This window comes from Paucibacter sp. JuS9 (genome assembly GCF_044043925.2).
Taxonomy (GTDB): Bacteria; Pseudomonadota; Gammaproteobacteria; order Burkholderiales; family Burkholderiaceae_C; genus JAUASW01.
In genome coordinates, this window is record NZ_CP194172.1 from 4,892,688 (window position 1) to 4,918,135 (window position 25,448).

A 25,448-nucleotide genomic window follows, 5' to 3' on the forward strand; every position below is an offset into this window, starting at 1 on the left:
GAAGCAGTTCAGCCGGATTGCGTCTGCGACTGCTCCATCGCGTGACAGTCCTGCGGCACAGGCCTGCGTCGTCGGCACAGTCTGCGCGCGCCGCCTGACCCGGTTCTTGCGGGAAAGGGCCGCCAGGCTGCCGATCCGGCCCCTGGCACGCTCCCTGCAATGAAGCGGCGCGGATGCCAGCAGGCACCGATTCACGACAAACACAGGAGACTGACCATGATCTACGCCGCCCCGGGCACGCCCGACGCCCGCATCGCCTACAAGCCGCGCTACGACAACTTTATCAACGGCCGCTTCCAGCCGCCGCTCAAGGGCCAGTACTTCGACGTGGTCACGCCGATCAATGGCCGTGTCTACACCCAGGCCGCGCGTTCCGGTGCCGAGGACATCGAACTCGCGCTCGATGCCGCCCACGCCGCAGCAGCCCAGTGGGCCGCCGTGCCGCCGGCCGAGCGCGCCGGCATCCTTTTGAAGATCGCCGACCGGCTCGAGCAGAACCTGGAGCTGTTGGCTTATGCCGAGACCGTGGACAACGGCAAGCCGATCCGCGAGACGCTGAACGCCGACATCCCGTTGGCGGTCGATCATTTCCGCTACTTCGCCGGCTGCGTGCGAGCCCAGGAGGGTGCGCTCAGCGAGATCGACGGCCACACGATCGCGTACCACTTCCATGAGCCGCTGGGCGTCGTTGGCCAGATCATTCCCTGGAACTTCCCCATCCTGATGGCGGCCTGGAAGCTGGCGCCCGCGCTGGGTGCCGGCAACTGCGTGGTGCTCAAGCCGGCCGAGAGCACGCCCATCAGCATCCTCGTCCTGGCCGAGCTGATCGCCGACCTGCTGCCGCCCGGCGTGCTGAACGTGGTCAACGGCTTCGGTCGCGAGGCCGGCATGCCGCTGGCCCAGAGCAAGCGCATCGCCAAGATCGCCTTCACCGGTTCCACCGCCACCGGCCGCGTGATCGCCCAGGCCGCCGCCGGCAACCTGATTCCGGCCACGCTGGAGCTGGGTGGCAAGAGCCCCAACCTGTTCTTCGACGACGTGATGGCCGAGGACGACGCCTTCCTCGACAAGGCGATCGAGGGCCTGGTGCTGTTCGCGTTCAACCAGGGCGAGGTCTGCACCTGCCCCAGCCGCGCGCTGATCCAGGAGAGCATCTACGAGCGCTTCATGGAGCGTGCAATCAAGCGTGTCGCCGCGATCAAGCAGGGTAACCCGCTCGATACCGACACCATGATGGGCGCCCAGGCCTCGGCCCTGCAGATGGACAAGATCCAGGGCTACCTTGCGCTCGGCAAGGAAGAGGGCGCCAAGGTGCTGATCGGTGGCAGCCGCGCCGAGCTTGGCGGCGATCTGGCGGGCGGCTACTACATCCAGCCTACGCTGTTCCAGGGCCACAATCAGATGCGCATCTTCCGCGAGGAGATTTTCGGTCCGGTGCTGGCCGTGACCACCTTCAAGGACGAGGCCGAGGCGCTGCAGATCGCCAACGACACGCCCTACGGCCTCGGCGCCGGTGTCTGGACCCGCGACGGCAGCCGCGCCTACCGCCTGGGCCGCGCCATCCAGGCCGGCCGCGTGTGGACCAACTGCTATCACGCCTACCCGGCGCATGCGGCCTTCGGCGGCTACAAGGAATCCGGCATCGGCCGCGAGACCCACAAGGCCATGCTGGACCACTACCAGCAGACCAAGAACCTGCTGGTCAGCTACTCGCCGAACAAGCTCGGCTTCTTCTGAGCACAAGGGGCCCGCGGGCCCCTTGTGCTCACATGCCCTTGAACAAGTGCGTGTAGCTGCGGCTGACCTCGAGCTTCTCGGTCAGGCCTTTCACGCCCACCAGTTGGCGGCCGCGGAAATCGCGTGTGATGCCGTTGATGGCCTTCACGTTCACCAGCGTCGAGCGGTGGATCTGCCAGAACAGCTTGGGGTCCAGCTCGTCCACGAGTTCCTTGATCGGCTTGCGGATCAGCGCTTCCAGCGTGGCGGTCTGCACCCGCGTGTACTTCTCGTCGCTGATGAAGAACAGCACGTCCTCGACCGGGATCATCTGGATGGCCTGGCCCACGGTGGCCTGGATCCACTGCAGATAGGCCGGCGCACTGCCCGGGTTGAGCTGGGCCGAGAGCTTGTGCAGGAGCTGCTGCATCGGCGCGGCGGGCTTGCCGTCGTCGGGCACCGGCTCATTGCTGTGGCGCTGCGAGAGGCGCTTCTTGACCCGCTCCACCGTCACCTGCAGCCGCTCGCGTTCGGCGGGCTTCAGCACGTAATCGGCCACACCCTGCTCGAAGGCTTCGACCGCGTACTGGTCGTAGGCCGTGATGAAGACGATCTCGGGCAGCAGCCAGTCCTCGTCTTCCGGCAGCTGGGCGATCTGCCTGGCGGCGTCGACGCCGGTCAGGCCGGGCATGCGGATGTCCAGGAACACCAGGTCCGGCTTGTGCTCCTTGACCAGCTCGACGGCCTCGATGCCATTCTTGGCTTCGGCCACGATGTCCAGGTCGGGCCAGACCTCGGTCAGGCGGCTGCGCAGTTGCTCGCGCATCAAGCGTTCGTCGTCGGCCAGGACCGCGCGCACGCGAGGGGTGTGGTTGGTGTCGTTCATGCGCCGATGTTAGTCGTGGATCAGCGCAGGTTCGACCGGTGTCGCCGGAGCCTGGGGCGGTAGCGGCTTGGCCGGCTTGCGGCGCAGCAGCAGCCACAGCACGAGGCCGATCAGGATCAGCGGCGAGAACACCACGGCACCGACGCTCAGCGCAGCCAGCACACCCAGCGCCAGTATCGCGCCAACGATCAGCAGCGGCAGGCCGACGCCCACCAGCAGGCACAGCGGCACGACCACCAGCACCACCACCGCAGCGATGGCCAGTCCCACGGCGCCGCCGATGATGTCGCCCAGGTCGAGCGCACCAAGAATCATCTCCTCGCCATTGACCGTGATCGACATGCCTTGATGATCACCAATGTGGTGCCAGAGGCTGAAGCCGCCGGAGATGGCCGCGATCAGGATCAGCAGGGTGAAGACGGCGAAGACCTTGAACACGCGTTTCATGCTTTTGCTCCTTCGTTGGAAGAGTCGTCGGTGCGGCTGCGATAGGGCACTTGAATCGTGACCACGGTGCCGCTGGGTTGGTTTTCGGTGACGGTGACGGTGCCCTTGGCTCCGTAGAGCAGCGAGAGGCGTTCGCGGATATTGGCCAGCCCCACGCCGGTGCCGCTGGTGGCGGCGCGGCCGAAGCCCAGGCCCGTGTCGGCCACGGTGATCTGCAGCTTGCCGTGCACGATCTCGGCCTTGACCTTCAGGCTGCCGCCCTCGGCCTTGGGCTCCAGGCCATGCTTGATCGAGTTCTCGACGAGGCTCTGGATCATCATGGGCGGGAACTCGGCCGACAGCAGGCCCTCGGGCACGTCGATCTCGGTCTGCAGCCGTTCTTCCATGCGCACCTTGAGGATCTCGAGGTAGGGGCGGATCACGGCGATCTCGCGGCCCAGCTCACGCACACCGCCGGTCGCGTTGGCTTCGCGCATGGTCGGCATCGAGGCACGCAGGAGGGCGATCAGGTTCTTCTGCATCTGCGAGGCGCGGGCCGGGTCGGTTTCGATCAGGTGATCGATCGAGGCCAGGGTGTTGAACAGGAAGTGCGGCTCGACCTGGGCCTGCATGGCGGCCATGCGGGCTTCGACGACCTGGCGGCGCAGCGATTCGGCCTCGGCAGTCTCGGTGGCCTGGGCTGCCTTCACTTCGGCCTGGATGCGGCTCTTGTACATGGCCTTGATCACGGCCGATGACAGCACGATCAGCCAGGCCAGGCTGTCCAGCAGATCGCCCAGCCGGGCGTAGGTGACACGGGTGCGCGGGCCGCGGCTCGATTCGAGCATGGCGTTGCGCGCTTCTTCCACCTGGTCGCGCAGCTCGTCCATGGCCTGCTCGCGGGCCCGTTCGCGGGCTTCGCGCACCGTCTCCTCGATGGCCTTGCGGGTTTCCTCGACCGCCTTGCGCATCTGGTCGCGGTCCACGCCCTTGGGCAGGCCGATGGCGATCGAAGGCAGGTCCTGCAGCTCCTCTTCGCTGAGGGCGTTGCCGGATGCGGCACTGGCGCCGGCGGCGGCCTTGCGCGGCTCGATGCGCAGGCCTTCGTCATCGATGGTGATTTCGTAGTGGATCGGCTTGTCCGTGGCAATGGCCGGAGTGTCAGCGGCACGCTTCTTGGACAGCTTGGGGATCTTGGGCGCCTCGATGGGCAGCTCTTCCTCGCCGGTGCGGAACTTGAAGTTGAACGGCGGCAGATGCTGCAGGACGTTGGCCCCGATGATCAAGGCAACGGCGAGCAGGGTGAAGCGCTTCCAGCTGATGCTGACCAGCCAGCCCGCATAGATGTGGAATGCGCGGACCGTCAGCGCCGAAAAATGCTGCCAGCGCTGGTAGGGGGTCGGGTTGGTGGGGAGGGTGGCGCTCATGGGAATCTGCCTTGTCGATGGTTTGGACTGTACGCATGCCCAAAGTCAGGCGGGGCGAGGGAGCGATGCACCGTGCGCCCGGAGGGCCCAGATGCACTATCCGGCGACAGTCGGCAGGCCCCAAAAACAAAGCCCGCCGGATGGCGGGCCTCGTTCGTGAACTATGTCACGAGGCGGGGTGAGGCGCCCGCGCAGTCGCGGGCGAGGGGCTCACGTTTACTGCTTCACAGCCTCAACCTGGATCACCAGGCGAACATCCTTGGGGAAACCCCAGGCCAGACCGTAGTCCACGCCCCACTGGGTGCGGTCGATGACGGCGGTGAAGTCGCCACCGCAGACTTCGCGCTTGAACATCGGGTTGTCGTAGCAGCCGAAGTTGCTGGCCTTCAGCGTCACCGGGGCGGTCTTGCCCTTCAGCGTCAGCTGGCCCTGCACCTCGACCACCTTGGCGCCGTCGAAGACGAACTTGTCACCGACGAACTTGGCCGTGCCGAACTTGGCCACGTCGAAGAAGTCCTCGCTCTTCAGGTGCTTGTCGAAGGCAGCGGCGCCGGTGTTGATGCCGTTCATGTCGAAGCTGATCTCGACCTTGCCGGTCTTGGCGGCGCGGTCGAGGGTGACCGAGCCTTCCTTCTTGTCAAAACGGCCGCGGTTGGTCGAGACACCGAAGTGCGAGATCTCGAAGGTGGCGTAGGTGTGGGTCGGCTCGATGGCGTAGGTGGCCGATTCGGCCTGGGCGATGCCGGCGGTGGCCAGGGCTGCGGCGAAGAGGAGGGCTTGCTTCAACATGGTTGCGGTCCTTGGGGAGGGTTGGGGGAGAAAACTGGAGAAGAATGAAAAAAACAGAAGATGCCAGCTCAAAGCGGCGCAATGCCGCTGAAAGCCAGCTTGAACTTCACTTGCACATCGTTGGCGACCATCGAGGTGTCGGCCCATTCGCCGTCGCCAATCTTGAATTCCAGGCGCTTCAGGACGAAGCCGCCGGTCGCGGTGGTGGTGCCGCCCGCCTGGCTCAGGGCAATCGGCACGAGCACGTCACGTGTCTGGCCCTTGATGGACAGCTTGCCGGCCACCTCATACTTGCCGCCACCCAGGGCCTTGACGGCCGTGCTCTGGAATGTGGCTTGCGGCACTCGCTTGGCATCGAACCAGGAGGCCTTGACCAGCTCGGCGTCGAATTCCGGTGCGCCGAGCGTGGCGCTGGCCAGCTCGATCGCGAAGGCGACCTTGGCGGCCTCGGGCTTCTTCGGGTCGAAGCTCAGTTGTGCATCAAAGCGCTTGAACTTGCCGTCCACCGGCACGCCCATCTGCTTGCTGATGAAGCCCAGCTCGCTCTGAGCCAGCAAGAGCGTGGCGGCGGCGGCCGGCTTGGCAGTCGTGGGGGCCGCGGCGGGCTTGGCCTGTGCCTGCGCAGCGTTGTTCGTCAGGGCCAGCACGGCGGCCGAAGCCAGTGCCAGCAGGGTGGTCGAGAGAGTCCTCATCATTGGTCCTTTGCTGTTGGCGGCAGGGCCGGCAGCATGCGCTGCACCAGGCCGTCGCGGTCGATGAAGTGGTGCTTCAGGGCGGCGGCCACATGGGCCAGCACCAGAGCGCCGAGGCCATAGGCCAGGAATTTGTGGGCCTGCTTCAGCGTCTCGGCCAAGGCCTTGTCCGGGCCCACCAGGTCGGGCAGCGGCAGCAGGCCGAACCAGACGATGGGAAAGCCGGCAGCCGAGCTGTAGGCCCAGCCTGCCAGCGGCACGGCGAAGAACAGGGCGTAGAGCGCGCCGTGGGTGATATGGGCGGCCTGGGCCTGCCAGGCCGGCATCGGCAGATCGGCCGGCGGCTTGCGGTACAGGCGCCACAGCAGTCGCAGGGCCGACAGCGCCAGGATCGTCACACCGGCCCATTTGTGCCAGTTATAGAGCTTGAGCCGCGCCGGCGAGAAGGGCAGGCTGGTCATGTACAGGCCCACGCCGAAAGCGCCGACGATGGCCACAGCCAGCAGCCAGTGCAGTGCCATGGCCAGCGGGCTGTAGCGCTGCTCGGGGGCGAGGGGGGCTTGCGTCATGGCTGGCGTCGGTGGGTTGCGAATGACGTCAGTTTCCGTGCGGAGCTGCCGCCCGCGGTTCACGGCGCTTGACGCCATGGTTCAGTTCATTTGAAGGATGGGCGACTTGTGGCAGCCCGCACCCCCTTGAGAGGGATGGTTTGTGCACGGCGTGCTGCCGATACTGCGCCCCTTGTGAAGAAGCCTCGCAAGAGGGCTCATCACATGGAGGATGGGAGGGGTTGCCGTGCCGGTTCACCAAGGCCCGAAAGGGGGAGGTGGCCGGCATTGCTCTTTTTTTGAATGCCGCTCCGGCTCACAGGCTCGCAAGCCCGGGGGGGGGCTATATTGCGCGCTGCCCCGAGTCTTGAGCTGTCTCTCGCCGTGCCGCCTCTGCCGCTGTCTTCGCCTTCACTTCCTACCGCCACCGCCCCCGACGCCGATGTGCTCAGTGTCCAGCAGGAGCTCTTGCGCCTGCTGGCCAGGCAAGGCCGGCGTGTGCCCCTGCCGGTCGGCCTGAGTGCCTTCGTCATCGCCCTGGCTGCCTCTGACGCCCTCGGTTGGGCTGTGCCACTGGCTTGGCTGGCCCTGGTGCTGGGTGTGCTGCTGCTGCGCTGGTGGATGCTGGGCCGCCTGCCGGCCTGGCATCGGCAGAGCATGGCGCATCGCCTGCGCTGGGCGGTGGCCTTGAGCGGCCTCAACGGGCTGGTCTTTGCCGCCTCGTTCGCCTTCACGCCCTGGCTGATCGACCATGCGCGGATGCTTCAGACCATCCTGCTGCTCGGCTTGTGCGCCGGGTCGGTCGCGACGACGGCAGGCTATCGACCGGTCTTTCTGGCCTTTCTCTTGCCGATCACGCTGGCCAACAGCATGGCCTGGGCGCTGCATGCGCATCGCAGCAGCGCCGCGGGGCTGGAATGGGCGCTGGCCGGGCTGATCCTGGCCTTTGCCTGGATCCTGGCCGGGTTGGCGCGGGATGCCTACAAGGTGTTTGCCGACTCGGTGCTGATACGCCAGCAGCAAGTGCGCAGCAACGAGCACCTGCGCCAGGCCTTGCAGCGGGCCGAAACGGCCAACCGGGCCAAGACCCGATTCTTCGCCTCTGCAAGCCACGATTTGCGCCAGCCCCTGCACGCGCTGTCGCTGCTGGGCGCCGCGCTGCAGATGCGGCCGCTGGAGGCGGCCAGCCAGAAGATCGTTGGCCAGATGAACCAGGCGCTGGAGTCGCTCGGTTCGCAGATGGATGCCTTGCTCGACATCTCCAAGCTCGACGCGCAGGTGCTCGCCTTGAAGGAGACGAGTTTCGGCCTGGCGCCCTGGCTGGCCCGGCTGGTGCAGGAGTTCGGCCCGCCGGCGCAGCGCAAGGGGCTGAGCCTGACCCTCGATTGCCCGCCCGAGGCGCAGGTGCTCAGCGACCCGGTGCTGCTGGAGCGCGTCGTGCGCAACCTGCTCGACAACGCGATCAAGTACACCGCCACCGGCGGCGTGCGCCTGCATGTGCGCGCGGCCGGGCTGGGCGGCGAGCCGCGCTGGGAGCTGGCGGTCATCGACAGCGGCCAGGGCATTGCGCCGGCCGAGCAATCGCGCGTGTTCGAGGAGTTCTATCAGGTCGGCAACCCGGAGCGTGATCGCGCACAGGGCCTGGGGCTGGGACTGTCCATCGTCAGCCGCCTGGTGGACCTGCTCGATGCGCAGCTGCGCCTGGAGTCCGAGCCCGGCTGCGGCAGCGTGTTCACGCTGAGCCTGGCGGCCGCGCCGCAACAGGCAGTGGAGGCGCCCGCTCCCACCGATGCTCGTGAGCATCGCCTGGCCGGCTTGCGGGTGCTGGTGCTCGACGACGAGCAATCGGTGCGCGAAGCGATGCAGGCCCTGCTCTCGGCCCACGGCTGCGAGGTGCGTCTGGCTGCGACGACCCGTGGCGCCATGCTGGACAGCCTGGCCGCGCCACCTGACCTGCTGTTGGCCGACCTGCGCCTGCGCAATGGCGACGACGGCATTGCGGCCGTACAGTCCTTGCGCTCGGCGCTGCCCGACCTGCCGGCGCTGCTGGTCAGCGGCGACACCGCGCCCGAGCGCCTGCGCCAGGCCCAGGCCGCCGGGCTCACGCTGCTGCACAAGCCTGTTGCGGCCGAGGCCTTGCTCGAAGCGATGGAGCGCCTGCTGGTGCGGCGCTACCCGACGCTGTCGACCTTGGACGCTTGACCTCGGTTGGCACGGCCCAGCTCGCCGCCATAGTGCGCGGCCACCCGCGCGTCCATTACCTTGAACCACAGCGGCGGCAGGTAGGCCAGCATCAACATGCCGGCATAGCCCATGGGCAGTTGCGGGCTGCTGTCGAAATGGCGCAGCGCCTGGTAGCGCCGGCCCGGATGCGCATGGTGGTCGCTGTGCCGCTGCAATTGGTAGAGGAACAGGTTGGACACCACATGGTCGGAGTTCCAGGAATGCTGCGGCCCGCAGCGCTCGACGCGCCCATCAGCCCCGCGGCTGCGCAAGAGGCCGTAGTGTTCGATGTAGTTCACCACCTCGAGCAGCGAGATGCCGTAAAGGGCCTGGACCAGGGCAAAGGGCAGCACCGCGAAGCCCAGCCAGGCCACGACGGCAGCGTAGAAAAGCAGGCTCAAGCACCAGGCCTGCAGGCATTGGCGGCGGTCGATCTGCCAGGCCGAGCGCAGGCTGCCGACGACGGTCCGCGGCAGGAAGGCCCAGAAGCTTTCGCCCAGGCGCGCACTGGCCGGGTCTTGCGGCGTGGCCACGCGCAGATGGTGGCCGCGGTTGTGCTCGACGAAGAAGTGACCGTAGATCACCGGCGCCAGCGTCAGCAAGGACAAGGCGCGCTCCCAGCTTGGCCGCTTGTGCCCCAGCTCATGCGCGGTGTTGATCGCGATGCCGTTCACGCCGCCGACACTGAGCACCAGGCCCAGCCATTGCCAGCCGCTCACGTTCATCGTCGCGGCAATCCACAGGCCCAGCAGGGTCGCCGCATATTGCGAGGGAATGTAGGCCACCACCACGGCGCGATGCCAGATCGATTGCTCCAACCCGGCCACGGCTTCTTCAGGCGGGTTGCTGCGGTCTGGCCCCAGCAGGGCGTCCAGCACCGGAATGACGCCGTACATGACGATGCTCATCAGGAACAGCCAGTGCGTCTGACCGGTCTGGATGAACTTCACAAGATGCCAGGCGACGAGCAGGGGCAGGGCTGGCGACAGCAGCCACAGCCAGCGCTTGGGGTCTTGCCAGGAAGGCTCAGCGGTCTTGTGCATGGCCCGCGACCTTGCGCCCGTCCTGGCAGCCCGTCAAGGCTTGCCTTGCTTCAGGAAGGCCGCAAGCCCTTCGACCAGACCCGGTGCCAAGGGCAGGGCCGGGTCGGAGTAGGACGGCACCTGCTGCGCGCCGCTGCCCGACACCGCCTTCAGCACATGGTTCATGCCCTCCACCCGCAGCAGCTTGGCTTCAGGCTTGGCCGCGACGAGCAGCTCAGCATCTGCCATCGAAACCTGCACGTCAGTCGTGCCCTGGATCACCATCACCGGCATCTTGAGCCTGGCGATTTCACGGGACGGATCAACCTTGAACCAGCTGATCAGATAGGGCTGGACCGAGGGGCGGTACAGGGCGGCAAGCATGGGCGGCGTGTCGGCCACTGTTTCGCCGCGCTGCAGTGACTGCAGGATCTGCTCGCTGCGCTCGGCGAGGTCGGGCGGCAGCTTGCCCTTGAGCTGCTCGCGCAGGACGGTGGCCGCGTCGCGGCCGATGCCGGCCAGGGAAACATAGGCGACAACGCCACCGCGTTGCGCGGCCAGCAAACCAAGCGCCGCGCCTTCGCTGTGGCCGATTACGGCAACGCCGCCAAAGCGGCTGTCCTTGCGCAGCAGCTCGATCCAGGCGGCTGCGTCGTCTGCATAGTGGTCGAAGCGCAGATTGCTTTCAGCCGACAAGGCCTTGGCGCTGGCGGCGACGCCGCGCTTGTCATAGCGCACGCTGGCAATGCCCTCGCGCGCCAGGCCTTCGGCCAACAGCTTCAGGCTGTTGTTCCTGCCGGGCAGGCCCAGGCTGTTGCCATCGCGGTCGGTCGGGCCGGAGCCAGAAATGATCAGCGCCACCAGCGGCTTGGCAGCGCCTCCTGGCAGCAGCAAGCTGCCATGGAGCGCCTGCTCGCCCTGCCCGAGAACCAGGTTCTGTTCGACCGGTTCAGCGGCACGCGCGCCACCGAACAGGACCCACAGGAAGATGAAGAGGGCGGCGCGCATTTCAGTCCGCCCTCGCTGCTGCGGCTGGCTGCAGCATGCCCGCCAGCGACTGCGCCATGCCGGTGATGCCTTCGTTGCTCAGGCCGGCGTCCTTCATCACCGCATCGACGATGGGCTTGGCGATCTGGTACTGCAGGGCCGAGTTCATCACCTGCTCGGGGAAGGTGCCGGTGTTGCCGCCGCCACCGCCTTCGTTGGCCGCACCCGGCATACCGGCGTTCATGCCGTTGACCTGGAAGATGCGGATCGAATCGATCTTCTCCATCGGGCGCACGGCCTGCTCGATCACCGAGGGCAGTTGCTGCAGCAGGAGCGTGCGCACCTGCAGGTCGATCTGCGCGGCCGACAGGGTGTTGAGCGCCTCATTGATGGCGCGACGGCCTTCGGCTTCGGCAATCGCAGCCGCCTGCTTGGCCTTGGCTTCGATGGTGATGGCTTCGGCACGGTCCAGCGCGGCTTCCTTCTCGGCCGAGGCCGACACCTTCACCGCGATGGCGAGCTGCTCGGCTTCCTTGCTGGCTTCGATCAGCTGGATGTTCTTGTCGCGCTCAGCCACGGCCACCTGCCTCGCGGTGTTCACGCCTTCTTCGGCCTTCACGGCATCTGCGCGCGCCTGGTTGGCCAGGGCATCGGCCACCGACTGTTCCTTGCTCTTGTTGGCAATCGCGATCTGCATGTCCTGGCGGGCGATCTCGACCTGCTTGCGCTGTTCGGCGCGCTGCATTTCGGTCTTGCGCTCCAGCTCGATCTCGCGCGTCTGCACCACCAGGTTCTTCTCGATCTCGGCGCTCTTGATCTCGCGCTCGGCCTCGATCTTCTTCTGGCTGACCTGGCGCTCGGCTTCGATCTTGGCGGCCTCGGCTTCACGGGTGCGCTCGGCCTGCTGCGTCAGGATCTGGGCGGCCTGCTCGGCACGTGCGGTTTCAACCTGGCGTTGCTGAGCGAGCGTGGCGAATTCCTGGTCCTGCTCGATGGTCAGCTTCTGGCGCTGCGCTTCCAGGTTCTTGGAGCGCACCTGCATCTCGGTTTCCTGCTCGACGTCGTTGCGCTGCTTGCGGCGCGCCTCGGTCTGCTCGGTCAGGCGCGTCAGGCCTTCAGCGTCGAAGGCGTTGTTGGGGTTGAAGAACTGCTTGTCGGTCTGGTCGAGGCTGGTCAGCGAGACCGACTCCAGCTCCAGGCCGTTCTTCTCCAGGTCTTCGGCCACGGCGTTCTGCACCGCCTGCACGAAGTCGCGGCGCTTGTCCTGCAGCTCCTGGATGGTCATGGTCGCGGCCGTGGCGCGCAGCGAGTCGACGAACTTGTCTTCTACCAGGGTCTTCAGCGCTTCCGGATTCAGTGTGCGCGTGCCCAGGGTCTGGGCAGCGGTGCTCACGGCTTCGCTGGTCTGCTTGACGCGCACGAAGAAGGCCGCGGTCACGTCCACGCGCATGCGGTCCTTGGTGATCAGGCTTTCGCGCTCGCGACGCATCACCTCGAGCTTCAAGGTGTTCATGTTCACGAGCACGCGCTCATGGAACACCGGCAGCACGATGGCACCACCGTCCATGATGACCTTCTGGCCACCGAGGCCGGTGCGCACGAAGGCGGTTTCCTTGGTCGAGCGCTTGTAGAGCCGCGCGAACACGATGCCGATCGTCAGCAGTCCCACCAGGGCGATGCCAGCCAGCGTCAGCATTTCGAAGATGTTGTTCATGTCGTTTCTTCCCTCTCTTTTTTGATCAATCCTGCATCAATCCCGCATGAGGCCGGGATGCGGATTGCGGATGGCGCGGTAGACCGCGCCCAGCTTCTTCACCAGCAGCACTTCGCTGCCTTCCTCGAATTCCTCGTCAGCCAGGTCGGGCTCGACCAGCAGGTAGTGCGTGCGGCCATGCTGGTCGCGCACGCGCGCCTGCGCGGCCAGGCCTTGCTTGCCAATGCCGGCGGTGACCAGCGCGGCGCGGCCCAGCAGCGTGGTCTCGCTGACCGCCGTGCTTTCATCGCGCGGAATGATGTGCGCGATCAAGGCGCCCAGTGCCCTCACCGTGGCCAGGCCCGCCGGCACTGCCAAGAGGCCGGCGCCCCATGCGGGCAGGTAGTGGCCGGTGAGCCCATGCGTGGCCAATTGCAGGCTGTAGCCGAACACCGCGTAGCCGGTGAGAAAGAGCAGCACCACCACCAGCGAGGGGACGCGGCCCAGATGCAGCCAGCCGAGCAGCTTGTCGAGCGCGCTTTCGTGCCCGATTTCGGGCAGCCAGTCGTCGATCAGGTTGCTGGGGCTCAAGGCCATCAGCATGCCCAGGCCTTCCAGCAGTGCAATGCCGACGATCAGCGCGAAGGCAAGTCCGAACGGCAGGTTCTCGGGCGTGGTGAACAGGCTCATGTCTTGGAGTGGCTGAGTTTGAGCTGGGCGAGGCGGGCCTCGATCTGGGTCTGCCGCACCAGCTCTTCCAGGCTTTGCAATTGGGCGGCGTCGGCCAGTTTGCCGGCACGGGCCGGGCCGCTCAATCCGGTCTGACGCTCATACACGCGGTCAAATGCACCCGTGACGGCCTGCAAGCGCGACTCGGTATTGCTTGCGATAGCGCCCGGTGCGGTGACTGCTGCGCGGCTCGTGCGGAACTGGCTCAGCGCCGCTTCCATCTCGCGCCGCTTGGCGCCCAGGGCCTCGACATAGCCACGGTGCTCGGCTTCCTGGCGGGCCAGTTCAGCCAGGCTCGACTCAATCAGCGGCAATTGCGCTTCGATATCGAGCTGGCGGGCCACGGCGGCACGCACGAGATCCTCGCGGCCTTGTCCGAGCGCCACGCCGATCTGGTCTTGCAGCTTCTCATGCTGCTGGTTCAGCTCGGCATGGCGCTGCTGCGTCAGGTGGCGATTGGCGCTGACGCGGCCCAGCTCCAGGCGCACCTCGTCGACGATGCCGTCCAGCTCGCGCAGCGACTGCTCCATCAGAGCCTCGGGCGCCCGATCTTCGATCTTGTCCAGCAGGGCGTGCACGCCCGAGGCCATCACACGGGTGACGCGGGTCTTGAGGGAATCAGCCATTGCGGGCTCCTTTCAGGGTGTCGATGGCGGTGGCCAGTTGCAGGGTGGTGGCCATGTGGCGGCTCACCACAGCGGGATCGAAGGCGGCGGCGGCGGGCGTCATGGCCTGGCGCAGGAGCGCCTCGTTGAGGGCAAAGCTGCGGCGCACCAGGGCGTCTTCGAGCTGGCGGGCCTGCTCGATGCTGCCGGCCTCGGCCGAGACGACCAGGGCCATCGCATGGCAGACATGCTCGATGCTTTGCGCCAGCACCTCGGAATGCTGGCCGGCGTTGTTGTCCAGCGTGGCCAGGGCGTCGCGCAGCCGGGCGGCGAGGTCGCGGCACCAGGCCAGGGCGGTGACGAAGTCGAAGGCGCCATCGTGCTGGCGCTTGAGCTGGCTCAGGAGCACACGCAGCTTGTCGCTGTTGGTCGTGGCCCCCTCCACCTGCAGCTGGGCCAGCCAGAGATAGAGGTCACTGGGTATGCGGGCCGACAAGGGCTCCATGGTCGGGCTGATGCTCATGCGCTTCTCCTGCTGTGCGGGTTCGCTTGAGTACGAGTGTATACGTTTGAATGCAAATGGCAACAGCCGACCAGTCCATCGCACCAATGTGTGCCAGGGCAAGGCGCCTGGCGCCGAAATGCACCGGGTTTCCCCACTTGCCGCTGGGATGCCGGGCTTTGATATTCGACCTGGCGAGGCGGGGGCGTGAGCTCACCGCCGGCGCAGATTCGCTTCAGAACAATCACCAGGAGACCGAGATGAATGACAAACCTGTCGCGCCGGCTTCACGTCGACGCTTCTTGAAGAAAGCTGCCACCGGCACGGTTGCCGCCGGAGCCATGGCGGCGCCAATGATTTCCAAGGCCCAGACTGTCAGCCTGCGCTTCCAGTCCACCTGGCCGGCCAAGGACATCTTCCACGAGTACGCGCAAGACTTCGCCAAGAAGGTCAACGAGATGGCCGGCGGCCGCCTCAAGATTGAGGTGCTGCCTGCCGGTTCCGTCGTGCCGGCCTTCCAGTTGCTGGACGCCGTCAACAAGGGCACGCTGGATGGTGGCCATGGCGTGGTGGCCTATCACTACGGCAAGAACTCGGCGCTGGCGCTGTGGGGCTCCGGTCCGGGCTTCGGCATGGACCCGAACATGCTGCTGTCCTGGCACAACTACGGTGGCGGCGAAGCCTTGCTGGAGGAGATCTACAAGGCCATCAACATGGAGGTGGTTTCCTACCTGTACGGCCCGATGCCCACACAGCCCTATGGCTGGTTCAAGAAGCCAGTGGCCAATCTGGAGCAGATGAAGGGCGTCAAGTTCCGCACCGTGGGCCTGGCGGTGGACCTCTATACCGAGCAGGGTGCGGCGGTGAACCCGCTGCCCGGCGCCGAGATCGTGCCTGCGCTGGACCGCGGCCTGATCGACGCGGCCGAGTTCAACAATGCCTCGAGCGACCGGGTGCTCGGCTTCCCTGACGTGGCCAAGAACTGCATGCTGCAGAGCTTCCACCAGAGCACCGAGCAGTTCGAGATCCTGTTCAACAAGGCCAAGTACAACGCGCTGCCGGCCGAGCTGAGGAAGATCATCGACTATGCAGTGCAGGCCTCCAGCGCCGACATGAGCTGGAAGGCCATCGACCGCAATTCCAAGGACTATGCGGAGATGAAGAAGGCGGGCGTCGCGTTCTACAAGACCCCGAACGCCATCCTGCAGAACCAGCTCGACTCCTGGGACAAGGTTGTGGCCAAGAAGTCGGCCGAGAACCCGTACTTCAAGAAGGTGCTGGACAGCCAGCGCGCCTTTGCACAGCGTGCCGGGCAATGGCAGAACGACTATCTGGTCGACTTCAAGATGGCCTGGCACCACTACTTTGGTCGCAAGGGCTAGGCCCGGACCTCAAGGAGGCTGAAACCGGAGAGTGGCAGTCCCCGCCCGACTGCCACTCGTCTGTCGAGGGCCGCTCCGCAAGAGAAGGCCCGCGCAACAAGAAGGACGTCACTGATGCAAGCAATGCTGCTGGCGGTGGATCGCGTCTCCACCTGGTTGGGCCAGGCCTTTGCCTGGCTGATCCTGCTGCTCACAGGCCTGATCACCTGGGAGGTGTTCTCGCGCTATGCGCTGAACACGCCCCACGCCTGGGTGCTGGACGCGCAGATCATGCTCTACGGCACGCTGTTCATGATGGCCGGCGCCTACACGCTGGCCAAGAACAACCATGTGCGCGGCGACGTGCTCTACAGCTTCTTCTCACCGCGCGCCCAGGCCTGGGTGGACCTGGTGCTTTACGTGCTGTTCTTCCTGCCCGGCGTCGTGGCGCTGACCTGGGCGGGCTGGAACTATGCGCAGGAGGCCCTGGCCATCCGTGAGCAGACCTTCTCGGCCGTGCCGTTGCCGCTCTACCCGTTCAAGTTCGTCATTCCATTGGCCGGCGGCATGCTGCTGCTGCAGGGCTTGGTCGAGATCGTGCGTTGCCTGCAGTGCCTGCGCGACGGCGAGTGGCCCTCGCGCGGTGAAGACGTGGTGGAGGTCGACGTCGACAAGCTCAAGGCCATGGTCCATGTGAAGAACGAAGACATCGAAGCACTCGACCGCCTGGTCGTCCCCCCGGTCCGCGAGGAGCGCCCGTGAAAATCCGCAAAGAACTGTGGTTCGGCTTCAGCCTGATGGCGCTGATCCTGCTTGGCGTGGCCGCCATGCTGATCAGCGCCGAGCAGATCACCCGCGGGCATCTGGGCCTGCTGATGCTTTCGCTGGTGGTGGTGGCCATCATGCTCGGTTTCCCCACCGCCTTCACGCTGATGGGCATGGGCATGATCTTCACCTGGCTGGCCTACGACCGCGACACCGACAAGACGCTCACGCTGATGGTGCAGTCGACCTTCAACGTGATGAGCAAGGATGTGCTGATCTCGATCCCGCTGTTCGTGTTCATGGGCTACCTGATCGAGCGGGCCAACCTGATCGAGAAGCTCTTCCGCTCCCTGCATCTGGCCATGGCGCGCGTGCCGGGCTCGCTGGCCGTGGCCACCATCTTCACTTGTGCCGTGTTTGCCACCGCCACCGGCATCGTCGGCGCGGTGGTCACGCTGATGGGGCTGCTGGCGCTGCCGCAGATGCTCAAGGCCGGCTATGACGTCAAGCTCTCGGCGGGCGCCATCACGGCGGGTGGCTGCCTGGGCATCCTGATTCCGCCCTCGGTGATGCTGATCGTCTATGGCGCCACGGCGGGCGTGTCGGTGGTGCAGCTCTATGCGGGTGCCTTCTTTCCGGGCCTGATGCTGGCGGGGCTTTACATGCTCTACGTGATCATCCTAGCCAAATGGAAACCCCACCTGGCGCCGCCGCTGTCGATGGCCGACCGCTTCGTGCCGCTGCCACCGCTGACGCAGCCGCTTGCCGACGGCATCTCCAACCGTGCGCTGCCGGCCCTGCTCGCCGCACTGCGCGGACGCCGCAATCTCGGCGTGCCGGCGGCCCATGTGCTGCGTCAGCTGGGCGTGGTGCTGCTGCCGCTGCTGCTGTTCCTGGCCGTGGCGGGCCTGTCCTATCGCGTGTCGACGGCCGCCCCCGAGGCGGCAGTCCTGGTCCAGACCGACAGCGTGAGCACGCCACCGGGTTCCGCAGTTGAAGCGGTTCAAGGGGGCCTGCAAGAGCCCCCAGGGGCCGAGCAGGGCGGCGGTCTGAAGGCGCCGCCCGGCGCCGAAGAGGAGGCCGCCAGCGCCGCCGCGCCCGGGGCGGTCGCTGCGCCGGCCGCAGCCGCAGAGCGCGTGCCGGCCTCGCGCAACTTCTGGATCGGTACCGGCGTGGGCGCCGTGCTGCTGGCGCTGTTCTACCTGCAGTTCACTTTCCAGCGGCTCGAGATCTTCAAGATGCTGCTGGCGTCGTTCTTCCCGCTGGTGGTGCTGATCGTGGCGGTGCTGGGTTCCATCGTGTTTGGTCTGGCCACGCCCACCGAGGCTGCGGCGGTCGGTGCCGCAGGCGGCCTGCTGCTGGCTGCGGCCTACCGGCAGCTGAACTTCGGCGTGGTCAGGGAGTCGGTGTTCCTGACCGCCAAGACCAGCGCCATGGTGTGCTGGCTTTTCGTGGGCAGCGCCATCTTCGCGGCGGCGTTTGCGCTGCTGGGCGGGCAGGAACTGGTCGAGCGCTGGGTGCTGTCGATGAATCTGACGCCGGTGCAGTTCCTGATCCTGTCGCAGCTGATCATCTTCATCCTCGGCTGGCCCCTGGAGTGGACCGAGATCATCGTGATCTTCATGCCGATCTTCATCCCGCTGCTCGACAAGTTCGGCATCGACCCGCTGTTCTTCGGCCTGCTGGTGGCGCTGAACCTGCAGACCGCCTTTCTGTCACCGCCGGTGGCGATGGCGGCCTTCTACCTGAAGGGTGTGAGCCCCAGGCACGTGACACTGAACCAGATCTTCGCCGGCATGCTGCCCTTCATGGGCATCCAGGTCATTGCCATCGTGCTGCTCTACATCTGGCCGCAAATCGGCCTGTGGCTGCCGCACCTGCTCTACAAGTGAGCCTCAGGAACGTGCCAAGGCGCCTTCGAGCCTGAAGGTCTCGACCATGCTCGCCAGTCGCAGGGCCTGCTCCTGCAGGCTGGCGGCGGCCGCCGCGCTTTCTTCGACCAGGGCCGAGTTCTGCTGTGTCATGTGATCGAGCTGGCTGACCGCGGCATTGATGGTGGCCAGGCTCTGGCTCTGCTCGCGGGAGCTGGCGCTGACCTCGCCGAGCACGCTGGTCACGCGCTTGACGCTGTCGACCACTGCGCCCATCGTGGTGCCCGCGCGGCCAACCAGGCTTGAGCCGGCGTCGACCTCGCTGACGCTCTGGCCGATCAGCGTCTTGATCTCCTTGGCGGCGCCGGCCGAGCGCTGCGCCAGGGCCCGCACCTCGCTCGCAACGACCGCAAAGCCGCGGCCTTGCTCGCCCGCGCGGGCTGCTTCAACCGCCGCGTTCAAGGCCAGGATGTTGGTCTGGAAGGCGATGCCGTCGATCACACCGATGATGTCGCTGATGCGGCCCGAGCTGGCGTGGATGCGCCCCATGGTGTCCACCACCTGGCCCACGACCTGGCCGCCGTTCTGTGCCACGCTGGCGGCGTCCACCGCCAGCTGGTTGGCCGTGGCGGCAGAGTCGGACGAGCTGCGCACGGTGCTGGTGAGCTCTTCCATTGTCGAGGCGGTCTGCTGCAGGCTGCTGGCCGCCGCCTCGGTGCGCTGGCTCAGGTCCTGGTTGCCCATGGCAATTTCGCTGGCCGCCGACTTGATGTTCTCGGCGCTGTCGCGCACATCGCGCACCAGGCTGCGCAGGGAGACGACCATGCGGTTGAGGCCGCGCTGCAGGTCGCCGATTTCGTCGCCCCGGCCGCTTTCCAGTTGCACCGAGAGGTCGCCCGCGCCGATGCGCTCGGTCGCGTCCAGTGCGAGGCGCAGCGGCGGGATGAAGGAACGCGCCATCAGCCAGGTGCTGACCAGCAACATCAGCACCACGGCGCCGAGCAGCACGGCCGTGATCATCACGCTGGCCGAGCGGGCGCTCTTGGCTGCCGCTGCCACGTCCACGGCCATGCTGCGCTGGAGATCCACATAGGACTTCTGTGCGGCGAGGTACTGCTCGAGCAGGCTGCGCACGCCGGCGACCTGCGTGTCCGTGTCGCCGCTGCCCCTGGCCTTGGCGGCCGCATTGCGCGCCTCGATGTAGACGGCGCGTGCCTTGGCGATCGCAGCCAGGCTGCTCTTCTCTTCCTGGGTGTCGGCCGTTGCCTCGATCTTCTTCTGCAGCTCGGAGATGCGGGCCGAGGTCGCATCCATCTCGGGCTTGAGCAGGGTCGCTAACCCAGCATCGCTGGCCTGAAGGCCGGCCATGGTGCGGGCCGCATTGGCCTGCGTGAGCCCGGCCCATTGCAGCGAGATCTCCAGCTTTTCCCGCTGCTCGGCCTGTGCGGTCTGCTCGGCCTCCAGCGCCTGGGCGCTGCGCCAGCTCGACACCAGCGTCAGTGTGAGAAGAATGGCCGCCGTCAACAGCGTGGGCAGCCAGAGCCGGAAAGAGATGCCTATGGCCTTGCCGTTCATCATGATGGACCCCTGGAGCGGTTCGCAGTGACCGCCTGAAGTCCATTGAATGCCGGCGCCAGAACTATGTCAATCCGGCCCCGTGCGTTCCGAGCATCTCGTGCACATCGTGGCTCATCACGGCCAGGTAGGCGGCCAGCAGCAGGTAGCAGCTGCCGTACTCCCACTTCACGGCCGCTGGCACAGCGTAGTAGGTCTGGGCCTCGACGCTGTCCTTGCGGTACTTCCAGGCTTTCCACAGCTGGGGCCAGGCCAGGATCGCCATCAGGATCAGCATGGGGCTGGGCCGCCACAGGAACAGGCCCACCAGCACGGGCACGCCCAGGAGCCAGATGCGGGGCGAGAGCACGGCCGTGATGCGGCCGCCGTCGAAGGGCGAAACGGGGATCAGATTGAACAGGTTCAGGAAGAAGCCGCTGTAGGCAATGGCCAGCAGCAGGTTCGAGCCTTCGCTGCGCGCGAGCAGGTAGCACAGCGTGGCACCCACCGTGCCCACGAGCGGGCCAGCCAAGCCTACATAGGCCTCGGTCTGCGCATCATGCGGCAGGTCCTTCAGCTCGACCCAGGCGCCGACGAAGGGAATGAAGGTGGGCAGGCCCACGTTCAGCCCCTTCTGCCGGGCCGCCAGGAAGTGGCCCATCTCGTGCACAAAGAGCAGGGCCACGAAGCCCACCGCATAGCGCCAGCCAAAGATCCAGGCATAGACCACGACCGACAGCAGCATGGTGCCGCCACTGGCCAGCAGCTTGCCGAACTTGAGGCCCGAGAAGGCCAGCAGCAGCAACTTGATCATGGGGTGGCTTCAGGCCTGGGGCTTGTTGCGCTTGAAGAACTTTGCAGCGACGGCGGCGACGCCGGCCCCGCCCAGGATGAACACCTTGGCGAACTTGGCGACGAAGGCGAAGACCACGGCCAGTAGGCCCAGCTTCTTGGCGCCCACGCCCAGCACCAGCGCGGCCAGGCCGTATTCGGCCACGTGGTCGGTGCTGCTGTCGAAGTCGGCATAGCGCTTGCCTTCGTTGAACTCCAGCGCGGCCAGCAGGCTTTGCGCCTCGGCCTTGTGGCTGCTCAGCTCGTTCAGGCCGGTCACAAGGTTCAGGCTCATGTAGCCCTCGCGGCCCAGCGCATAGGTGTTGTAGTTGACACCGGCTTCATCGCCAGCCGGCGCGCCCTTGCTGCGTGAGCTCATCGCCCAGACGAGCCGGTGGCTGTCCTTGGCATAGGCGGGCTTCTCGGCCCAGCCGGTGATTTCCATCGCCGGCACGCCCATCTTCACGCGCTCTTCGTTGGAAGCCTCGGTGCCTTCGCGGTAGGACTTGAGGAGATCGTCGGCGTTCCAGTCCTTGGCGTCGTCGTCCTTGATGTAGCCCGACTTCTCGAAGCGCAGCACGGCGAACCAGCCGCCCTGGCCCGCCGGAAAGATGACGCCTTCCAGGTCGGCATAGCTGCCCGGATTGCCCATGGCGCGCATCACGGCCGCCGCGTGCGGCTGCGGGATGAAGACCTTGCCCTCGGGCAGGTGCAGCACGGCCTGGCCGGCCAGGGCAATGTCCTGCGGGCCGGGCTTGGCGGCCTGCTGGGCATCGGCCCAGGCCTTGGCGGCGTCGTCCTTGCCTTGGGCCAGGGCCGGCCCGGCGTTGACCAGCAGCAGGCACAACAGCGCCCGCGCCAGCATGGCGTTCATCTTCATCATTGTTGGAATCCCCCTGTCTGATCGGTAGCCCCGCATGAGGGCGCGCCAGTCTAGCCGCCGCCTGCCGCTTGACTGGGCAAAACAAACCCGCAGGGCTTGCGCGCTGCGGGTTGTTTTGGGGCGGAGCGTTGGATCGACTGAACGATCAGGCCTGGCGCCACTGGTTCATCAGGCCGTCCCACTTGCCGCGCGCGGCATGCACATGGCGCTCCTTCACATGGCCGTAGCCGCGGATCTCTTCCGGGATGCGGGCGATGTCGGTGGCGAGCGGCAGGCGCTCGGCCGTCAGGCCCTTGCTCAAGATCGCTTCGATGCTTTCGCGGTACTGCTGGATCAGCGCGCGTTCCATCTTGCGCTCTTCGGTGTAGCCGAAGATGTCCAGCGCCGTGCCGCGCAGGCCCTTCATCTTCGCCAGCACCGAGAAGGCCGGGCGCACCCAGGCGCCGAATTGGCGCTTGATCAGCTCGCCCTTGTCGTTCTTCTTCGACAGCAGCGGCGGTGCCAGGTGGTGCACGATCTTGTAGTCGCCCTCGAACTGCGCGGCGATCTTGTCGGTGAACGAGGTGTCGCTGTGCAGGCGGGCGACTTCGTACTCGTCCTTGTAGGCCATCAGCTTGAACAGGTACTTGGCCACGGCTTCGGTCAGCTTCGTGCTGTTCAGGGCGCCTTCTGCCGCACGCACCTTCTCGACGAAGGCCTTGTACTGCTCGGCATAGGCCGCGTTCTGATAGCCGGTCAGGAACTCGACGCGCTTGGCGACGATCTCGTCCACGCCCGGGCGCTTGACGAAGTTGATCACCTGCTTGGCGGCGCTATTTGACAAGTACAGCGACTGCACGCCCGCCAGGTCATGGGCGCAGCGACGGCCCCATTCGAAGGCGGCCTTGTTGTTGTCGATCTGGACGTTGTTCAGCTCGATGGCGCGCATCAGGGCTGCATAGCTCAGCGGGATGCGGCCCTGCTGCCAGGCATAACCCAGCATCAGCGGGTTGGTGTACAGCGAATCGCCGACCAGCTTCACGGCCACTTCCTCGGCGTCGAACATGCCGAGATGGTCCTTGCCGACGGCGGCTTGAATGGCGCCCTCGCAGGCGGCGCCGGGGAAGCTCCAGTTGGCGTCATTCACCAGGCTCGCGGTGGGCGAGCCATGGGTGTTGAGCGCCACGAAGGTGCGGCCTTCGCGCATCACGGCCAGCGTGGTCCTGTTGGCCGCGACGATGGAGTCGCAGGCGATCACCAGCTGCGCTTCGGCTGTGCCAACCTTGGTGCAGTGGATGTCGTCCGCATGGTCAGCGATCTGGATGTGGCTCCAGGTCGCGCCGCCCTTTTGCGCGAGACCCGCTGCGTCCTGCGTGATCACGCCCTTGCCTTCGAGGTGGGCGGCCATGCCCAGCAGCTGGCCGATGGTGATGACGCCGGTGCCGCCGACGCCGGCGACCACGATGCCCCAGGCTTCGGCTGCGCTCGGGATCGTGGGCTGCGGAATGACGCCCATGGCGGCATCAAAGGGGTTCAGCGACTTGTCCTTCTTGGGCTTCCTGAGCGCGCCGCCTTCGATGGTGACGAAGCTCGGGCAGAAGCCCTTGGTGCAGCTGTAGTCCTTGTTGCAGCTGTTCTGGTTGATCTGGCGCTTGCGGCCGAAATCGGTTTCCAGAGGCTCGACCGACAGGCAGTTGGACTGGATGGAGCAGTCACCGCAGCCTTCGCAGACCAGTTCGTTGATGACGACGCGCTTGGCCGGATCCACGAGCTTGCCGCGCTTGCGGCGGCGGCGCTTCTCCGTGGCGCAGGTCTGGTCGTAGATGATGGCCGTCGTGCCCGGGATCTCGCGGAACTGGCGCTGGATCGCGTCCAGCTCGTCGCGGTGGTGCACGGTCACGCCCAGGCCCAGCGGCTTGCCGGCGTACTTCTCGGGTTCGTCGGTGACGATCACCAGCTTGGCCACGCCTTCGGACAGCACGCTGTTCATGATCTGCGTGACGCTGTGGCCTTCCGGGCGCTCGCCCACCTGCTGGCCGCCGGTCATCGCGACCGCGTCGTTGTAGAGGATCTTGTAGGTGATGTTCACGCCGGCAGCGATGCTCTGGCGGATCGCCAGGATGCCGCTGTGGAAGTAGGTGCCGTCGCCCAGGTTGGAGAAGATGTGCTTCTCATCCGTGAATGGTGCCTGGCCGACCCAGGGCACGCCTTCGCCACCCATCTGCGTGAAGGTGGCGGTGTTGCGGCCCGGCATCCAGGTCACCATGTAGTGGCAGCCGATGCCGCCCACGGCGCGCGAGCCTTCGGGCACGCGGGTCGAGGTGTTGTGCGGGCAGCCGGAGCAGAACCAGGGCGTGCGGTCGGCACCGCCGGCGGTCTTCTCCTCGGCCTTGAGCGCGTTTTCCTTCGCGTCGATCACGGCGACGCGGGCGTCCAGGCGGGCCTGGATGTCGCTGTCAACGCCCAGCTTCTTCAGGCGCTTGGCAATGGCACGGGCAATTATGGCCGGCGTCAGGTCAGCCTGAGGGCGCAAGAGCCAGTTCTGGCTCGGGTTGGCCTGGTTCCATTCGCCGCCGGTGTTGTCACCTTCGATCTCGTCGAACTTGCCCAGCACATTGGGGCGCACATCGGGGCGCCAGTTGTACAGCTCTTCCTTGAGCTGGTACTCGATCATCTGGCGCTTTTCTTCGACGACCAGGATCTCCTGCAGGCCGGTGGCGAAGTCGCGCGTGATGGTGGCTTCCAGCGGCCACACGACGTTGACCTTGTGCAGGCGGATGCCGAGGCGCCGGCAGGTGTCGTCGTCCAGACCCAGGTCGTGCAGCGCCTGGCGGGTGTCGTTCCAGGCCTTGCCGCTGGCGATGATGCCGAAGCGGTCGTTCGGCGTGGCTACGACGTTGTAGTTCAGCTTGTTGGCACGCACATAGGCCAGGGCGGCGTACCACTTGTAATCCATCAGGCGCTTTTCCTGCTCCAGCGGCGCATCGGGCCAGCGGATGTGCAGGCCGCCCTCGGGCATCTGGAAGTCTTCCGGCAGGATGATGTTCACGCGGTCCGGGTCGACGCTGATGCTGCCCGAGGATTCAACGATCTCCTGGATCGTCTTCAGGCCCGACCAGAGGCCCGAGAAGCGGCTCATGGCGAAGGCATGCAGGCCCATGTCGAGGATGTCCTGCACGCTGCTCGGGAAGAACACCGGGAAGCCGACGGCCTTGAACACGTGGTCGCTCTGGTGCGCGGCCGTGGAGCTCTTGGCGATGTGGTCATCGCCGGCCACGGCGATCACGCCGCCATGCTTGGAAGTGCCGGCCATGTTGGCGTGCTTGAACACGTCGATGCAGCGGTCCACGCCCGGGCCCTTGCCGTACCAGATGCCGAACACGCCGTCGTACTTGGCCTTCTCCGGGAACAGGTCCAGCTGCTGCGAACCCCACACGGCGGTGGCGCCCAGCTCTTCGTTCACGCCCGGCTGGAACACGATGTTCTGCTTGGCCAGGTGCTTCTTGGCCTGCATCAGCATCTGGTCGTAGCCGCCCAGCGGAGAACCGCGGTAGCCCGAGATGAAGCCGGCAGTGTTGAGGCCGACCATCGCGTCCCGCGTGCGCTGCAGCATGGGCAGGCGCACCAGGGCCTGCACGCCGCTCATGAAGGCGCGACCGTTGTCTAGCGAGTATTTGTCATCCAGCGTGACCTTTTCGAGGGCGCGCAGGATGTGTTCGGGCAGCGGTGCATTCATGGGCGATGGCTCCTGGGGGACGAGGCTGGCAGTGCTCGCTTGTGGCGCGCGTGCGGGCCCGGATATCGGCAGTATTCCGGATCAGCGAGTGTAGGGAAAGCATGGCGAGGGGTGCTTTCTCATTTACGCCCTAAACCGAAGCTTGGAGCAATAATCTTTCTCAAACTGGCAAATCACTACCAATATGGCGACGAAATCCCGCAAATCAGGGCAAACCCAGGTC

The 25,448-nt window shown here is 66.2% G+C and carries 21 protein-coding genes; 5 read left to right on the forward strand and 16 right to left on the reverse strand.

What is annotated here, in order from left to right:
* The first annotated feature begins 216 nt into the window (after positions 1–216).
* On the forward strand, positions 217–1,737 hold the full coding sequence (exaC, locus tag ABT392_RS21840) for an acetaldehyde dehydrogenase ExaC (protein ID WP_395384534.1): 1,521 nt from the start codon (positions 217–219) through the stop codon (positions 1,735–1,737).
* A 28-nt stretch (positions 1,738–1,765) separates the two neighbouring features.
* Here the strand turns inward: exaC and ABT392_RS21845 are convergent, their stop codons facing one another.
* The 6 genes from ABT392_RS21845 to ABT392_RS21870 form a co-directional block, all read right to left on the reverse strand.
* Positions 1,766–2,602 (reverse strand): LytR/AlgR family response regulator transcription factor, encoded by an 837-nt coding sequence (locus ABT392_RS21845; protein ID WP_334277520.1) that lies wholly within the window; start codon positions 2,600–2,602, stop codon positions 1,766–1,768.
* 9 nt (positions 2,603–2,611) lie between these two features.
* On the reverse strand, positions 2,612–3,049 hold the full coding sequence (locus ABT392_RS21850; protein WP_395384533.1) for a hypothetical protein: 438 nt from the start codon (positions 3,047–3,049) through the stop codon (positions 2,612–2,614).
* Positions 3,046–4,455, reverse strand: coding sequence for a sensor histidine kinase (locus ABT392_RS21855; RefSeq protein ID WP_334277518.1), 1,410 nt, complete (start codon positions 4,453–4,455; stop codon positions 3,046–3,048). The genes ABT392_RS21850 and ABT392_RS21855 overlap by 4 nt, the downstream gene beginning before the upstream one ends.
* 216 nt (positions 4,456–4,671) lie before the next feature.
* Positions 4,672–5,244, reverse strand: coding sequence for a YceI family protein (locus ABT392_RS21860; RefSeq protein WP_334277517.1), 573 nt, complete (start codon positions 5,242–5,244; stop codon positions 4,672–4,674).
* 68 nt (positions 5,245–5,312) lie between these two features.
* Positions 5,313–5,936 carry a YceI family protein gene (locus tag ABT392_RS21865; protein ID WP_395384532.1) on the reverse strand — a complete coding sequence of 208 codons (624 nt, stop codon included), beginning with the start codon at positions 5,934–5,936 and terminating at the stop codon, positions 5,313–5,315.
* Positions 5,936–6,505 (reverse strand): cytochrome b, encoded by a 570-nt coding sequence (locus ABT392_RS21870; protein WP_334277515.1) that lies wholly within the window; start codon positions 6,503–6,505, stop codon positions 5,936–5,938. The genes ABT392_RS21865 and ABT392_RS21870 overlap by 1 nt, the downstream gene beginning before the upstream one ends.
* A gap of 423 nt (positions 6,506–6,928) precedes the next feature.
* Here ABT392_RS21870 and ABT392_RS21875 point away from each other — a divergent pair, with 423 nt between their 5' ends.
* The gene (locus ABT392_RS21875) at positions 6,929–8,686 is read left to right on the forward strand and encodes a hybrid sensor histidine kinase/response regulator (RefSeq protein ID WP_464970862.1); all 1,758 of its coding nucleotides are present in this window, start codon (positions 6,929–6,931) and stop codon (positions 8,684–8,686) included.
* Here the strand turns inward: ABT392_RS21875 and ABT392_RS21880 are convergent.
* From ABT392_RS21880 to ABT392_RS21905, 6 genes are read right to left on the reverse strand one after another with little or no spacing between them, the layout of a single operon-like run.
* Entirely contained in the window at positions 8,656–9,750 is a 1,095-nt protein-coding gene (locus tag ABT392_RS21880; protein WP_395384530.1) for an alkane 1-monooxygenase, read from the reverse strand. The genes ABT392_RS21875 and ABT392_RS21880 overlap by 31 nt on opposite strands.
* 33 nt (positions 9,751–9,783) lie before the next feature.
* A complete protein-coding gene (locus ABT392_RS21885) occupies positions 9,784–10,737 on the reverse strand; it encodes an alpha/beta hydrolase (protein ID WP_395384529.1) in 954 nt (317 codons plus the stop codon).
* A gap of 1 nt (position 10,738) precedes the next feature.
* Positions 10,739–12,430: a flotillin family protein gene (locus tag ABT392_RS21890; protein WP_395384528.1), complete on the reverse strand. Its 1,692-nt coding sequence runs from the start codon at positions 12,428–12,430 to the stop codon at positions 10,739–10,741.
* A gap of 36 nt (positions 12,431–12,466) precedes the next feature.
* The gene (locus ABT392_RS21895; RefSeq protein ID WP_395384527.1) at positions 12,467–13,099 is read right to left on the reverse strand and encodes a YqiJ family protein; all 633 of its coding nucleotides are present in this window, start codon (positions 13,097–13,099) and stop codon (positions 12,467–12,469) included.
* Positions 13,096–13,764, reverse strand: a complete 669-nt coding sequence (locus tag ABT392_RS21900) for a PspA/IM30 family protein (RefSeq protein ID WP_395384526.1) — start codon at positions 13,762–13,764, stop codon at positions 13,096–13,098. Before ABT392_RS21900 ends, ABT392_RS21895 begins: the two co-directional genes overlap by 4 nt.
* Positions 13,757–14,266, reverse strand: coding sequence for a hypothetical protein (locus ABT392_RS21905; RefSeq protein ID WP_395384525.1), 510 nt, complete (start codon positions 14,264–14,266; stop codon positions 13,757–13,759). The genes ABT392_RS21900 and ABT392_RS21905 overlap by 8 nt, the downstream gene beginning before the upstream one ends.
* A 239-nt stretch (positions 14,267–14,505) precedes the next feature.
* On the opposite strand from ABT392_RS21905, the gene ABT392_RS21910 reads away from it, so the two are divergent.
* The 3 genes from ABT392_RS21910 to ABT392_RS21920 all read left to right on the forward strand — a co-directional run bounded on the left by ABT392_RS21910 (position 14,506) and on the right by ABT392_RS21920 (position 18,263).
* Complete coding sequence (locus tag ABT392_RS21910; RefSeq protein ID WP_334277512.1) at positions 14,506–15,627, forward strand: TRAP transporter substrate-binding protein; 1,122 nt, start codon at positions 14,506–14,508, stop codon at positions 15,625–15,627.
* Positions 15,628–15,741: 114 nt separating this feature from the next.
* Complete coding sequence (locus tag ABT392_RS21915; RefSeq protein ID WP_334277511.1) at positions 15,742–16,368, forward strand: TRAP transporter small permease subunit; 627 nt, start codon at positions 15,742–15,744, stop codon at positions 16,366–16,368.
* Positions 16,365–18,263, forward strand: coding sequence for a TRAP transporter large permease (locus ABT392_RS21920; RefSeq protein ID WP_395384524.1), 1,899 nt, complete (start codon positions 16,365–16,367; stop codon positions 18,261–18,263). The genes ABT392_RS21915 and ABT392_RS21920 overlap by 4 nt, the downstream gene beginning before the upstream one ends.
* A gap of 3 nt (positions 18,264–18,266) precedes the next feature.
* On the opposite strand, the gene ABT392_RS21925 is transcribed toward ABT392_RS21920, so the two are convergent.
* From ABT392_RS21925 to ABT392_RS21940, 4 genes are all read right to left on the reverse strand, one after another.
* Positions 18,267–19,820 carry a methyl-accepting chemotaxis protein gene (locus ABT392_RS21925; RefSeq protein ID WP_464970863.1) on the reverse strand — a complete coding sequence of 518 codons (1,554 nt, stop codon included), beginning with the start codon at positions 19,818–19,820 and terminating at the stop codon, positions 18,267–18,269.
* Between the two features lie 61 nt (positions 19,821–19,881).
* On the reverse strand, positions 19,882–20,610 hold the full coding sequence (locus tag ABT392_RS21930; protein WP_334277508.1) for a site-2 protease family protein: 729 nt from the start codon (positions 20,608–20,610) through the stop codon (positions 19,882–19,884).
* A 9-nt stretch (positions 20,611–20,619) separates the two neighbouring features.
* Positions 20,620–21,501, reverse strand: coding sequence for a DUF2167 domain-containing protein (locus ABT392_RS21935; protein ID WP_395384523.1), 882 nt, complete (start codon positions 21,499–21,501; stop codon positions 20,620–20,622).
* Between the two features lie 154 nt (positions 21,502–21,655).
* Positions 21,656–25,225 (reverse strand): indolepyruvate ferredoxin oxidoreductase family protein, encoded by a 3,570-nt coding sequence (locus ABT392_RS21940; protein ID WP_464970864.1) that lies wholly within the window; start codon positions 25,223–25,225, stop codon positions 21,656–21,658.
* Positions 25,226–25,448: the final 223 nt, after the last annotated feature.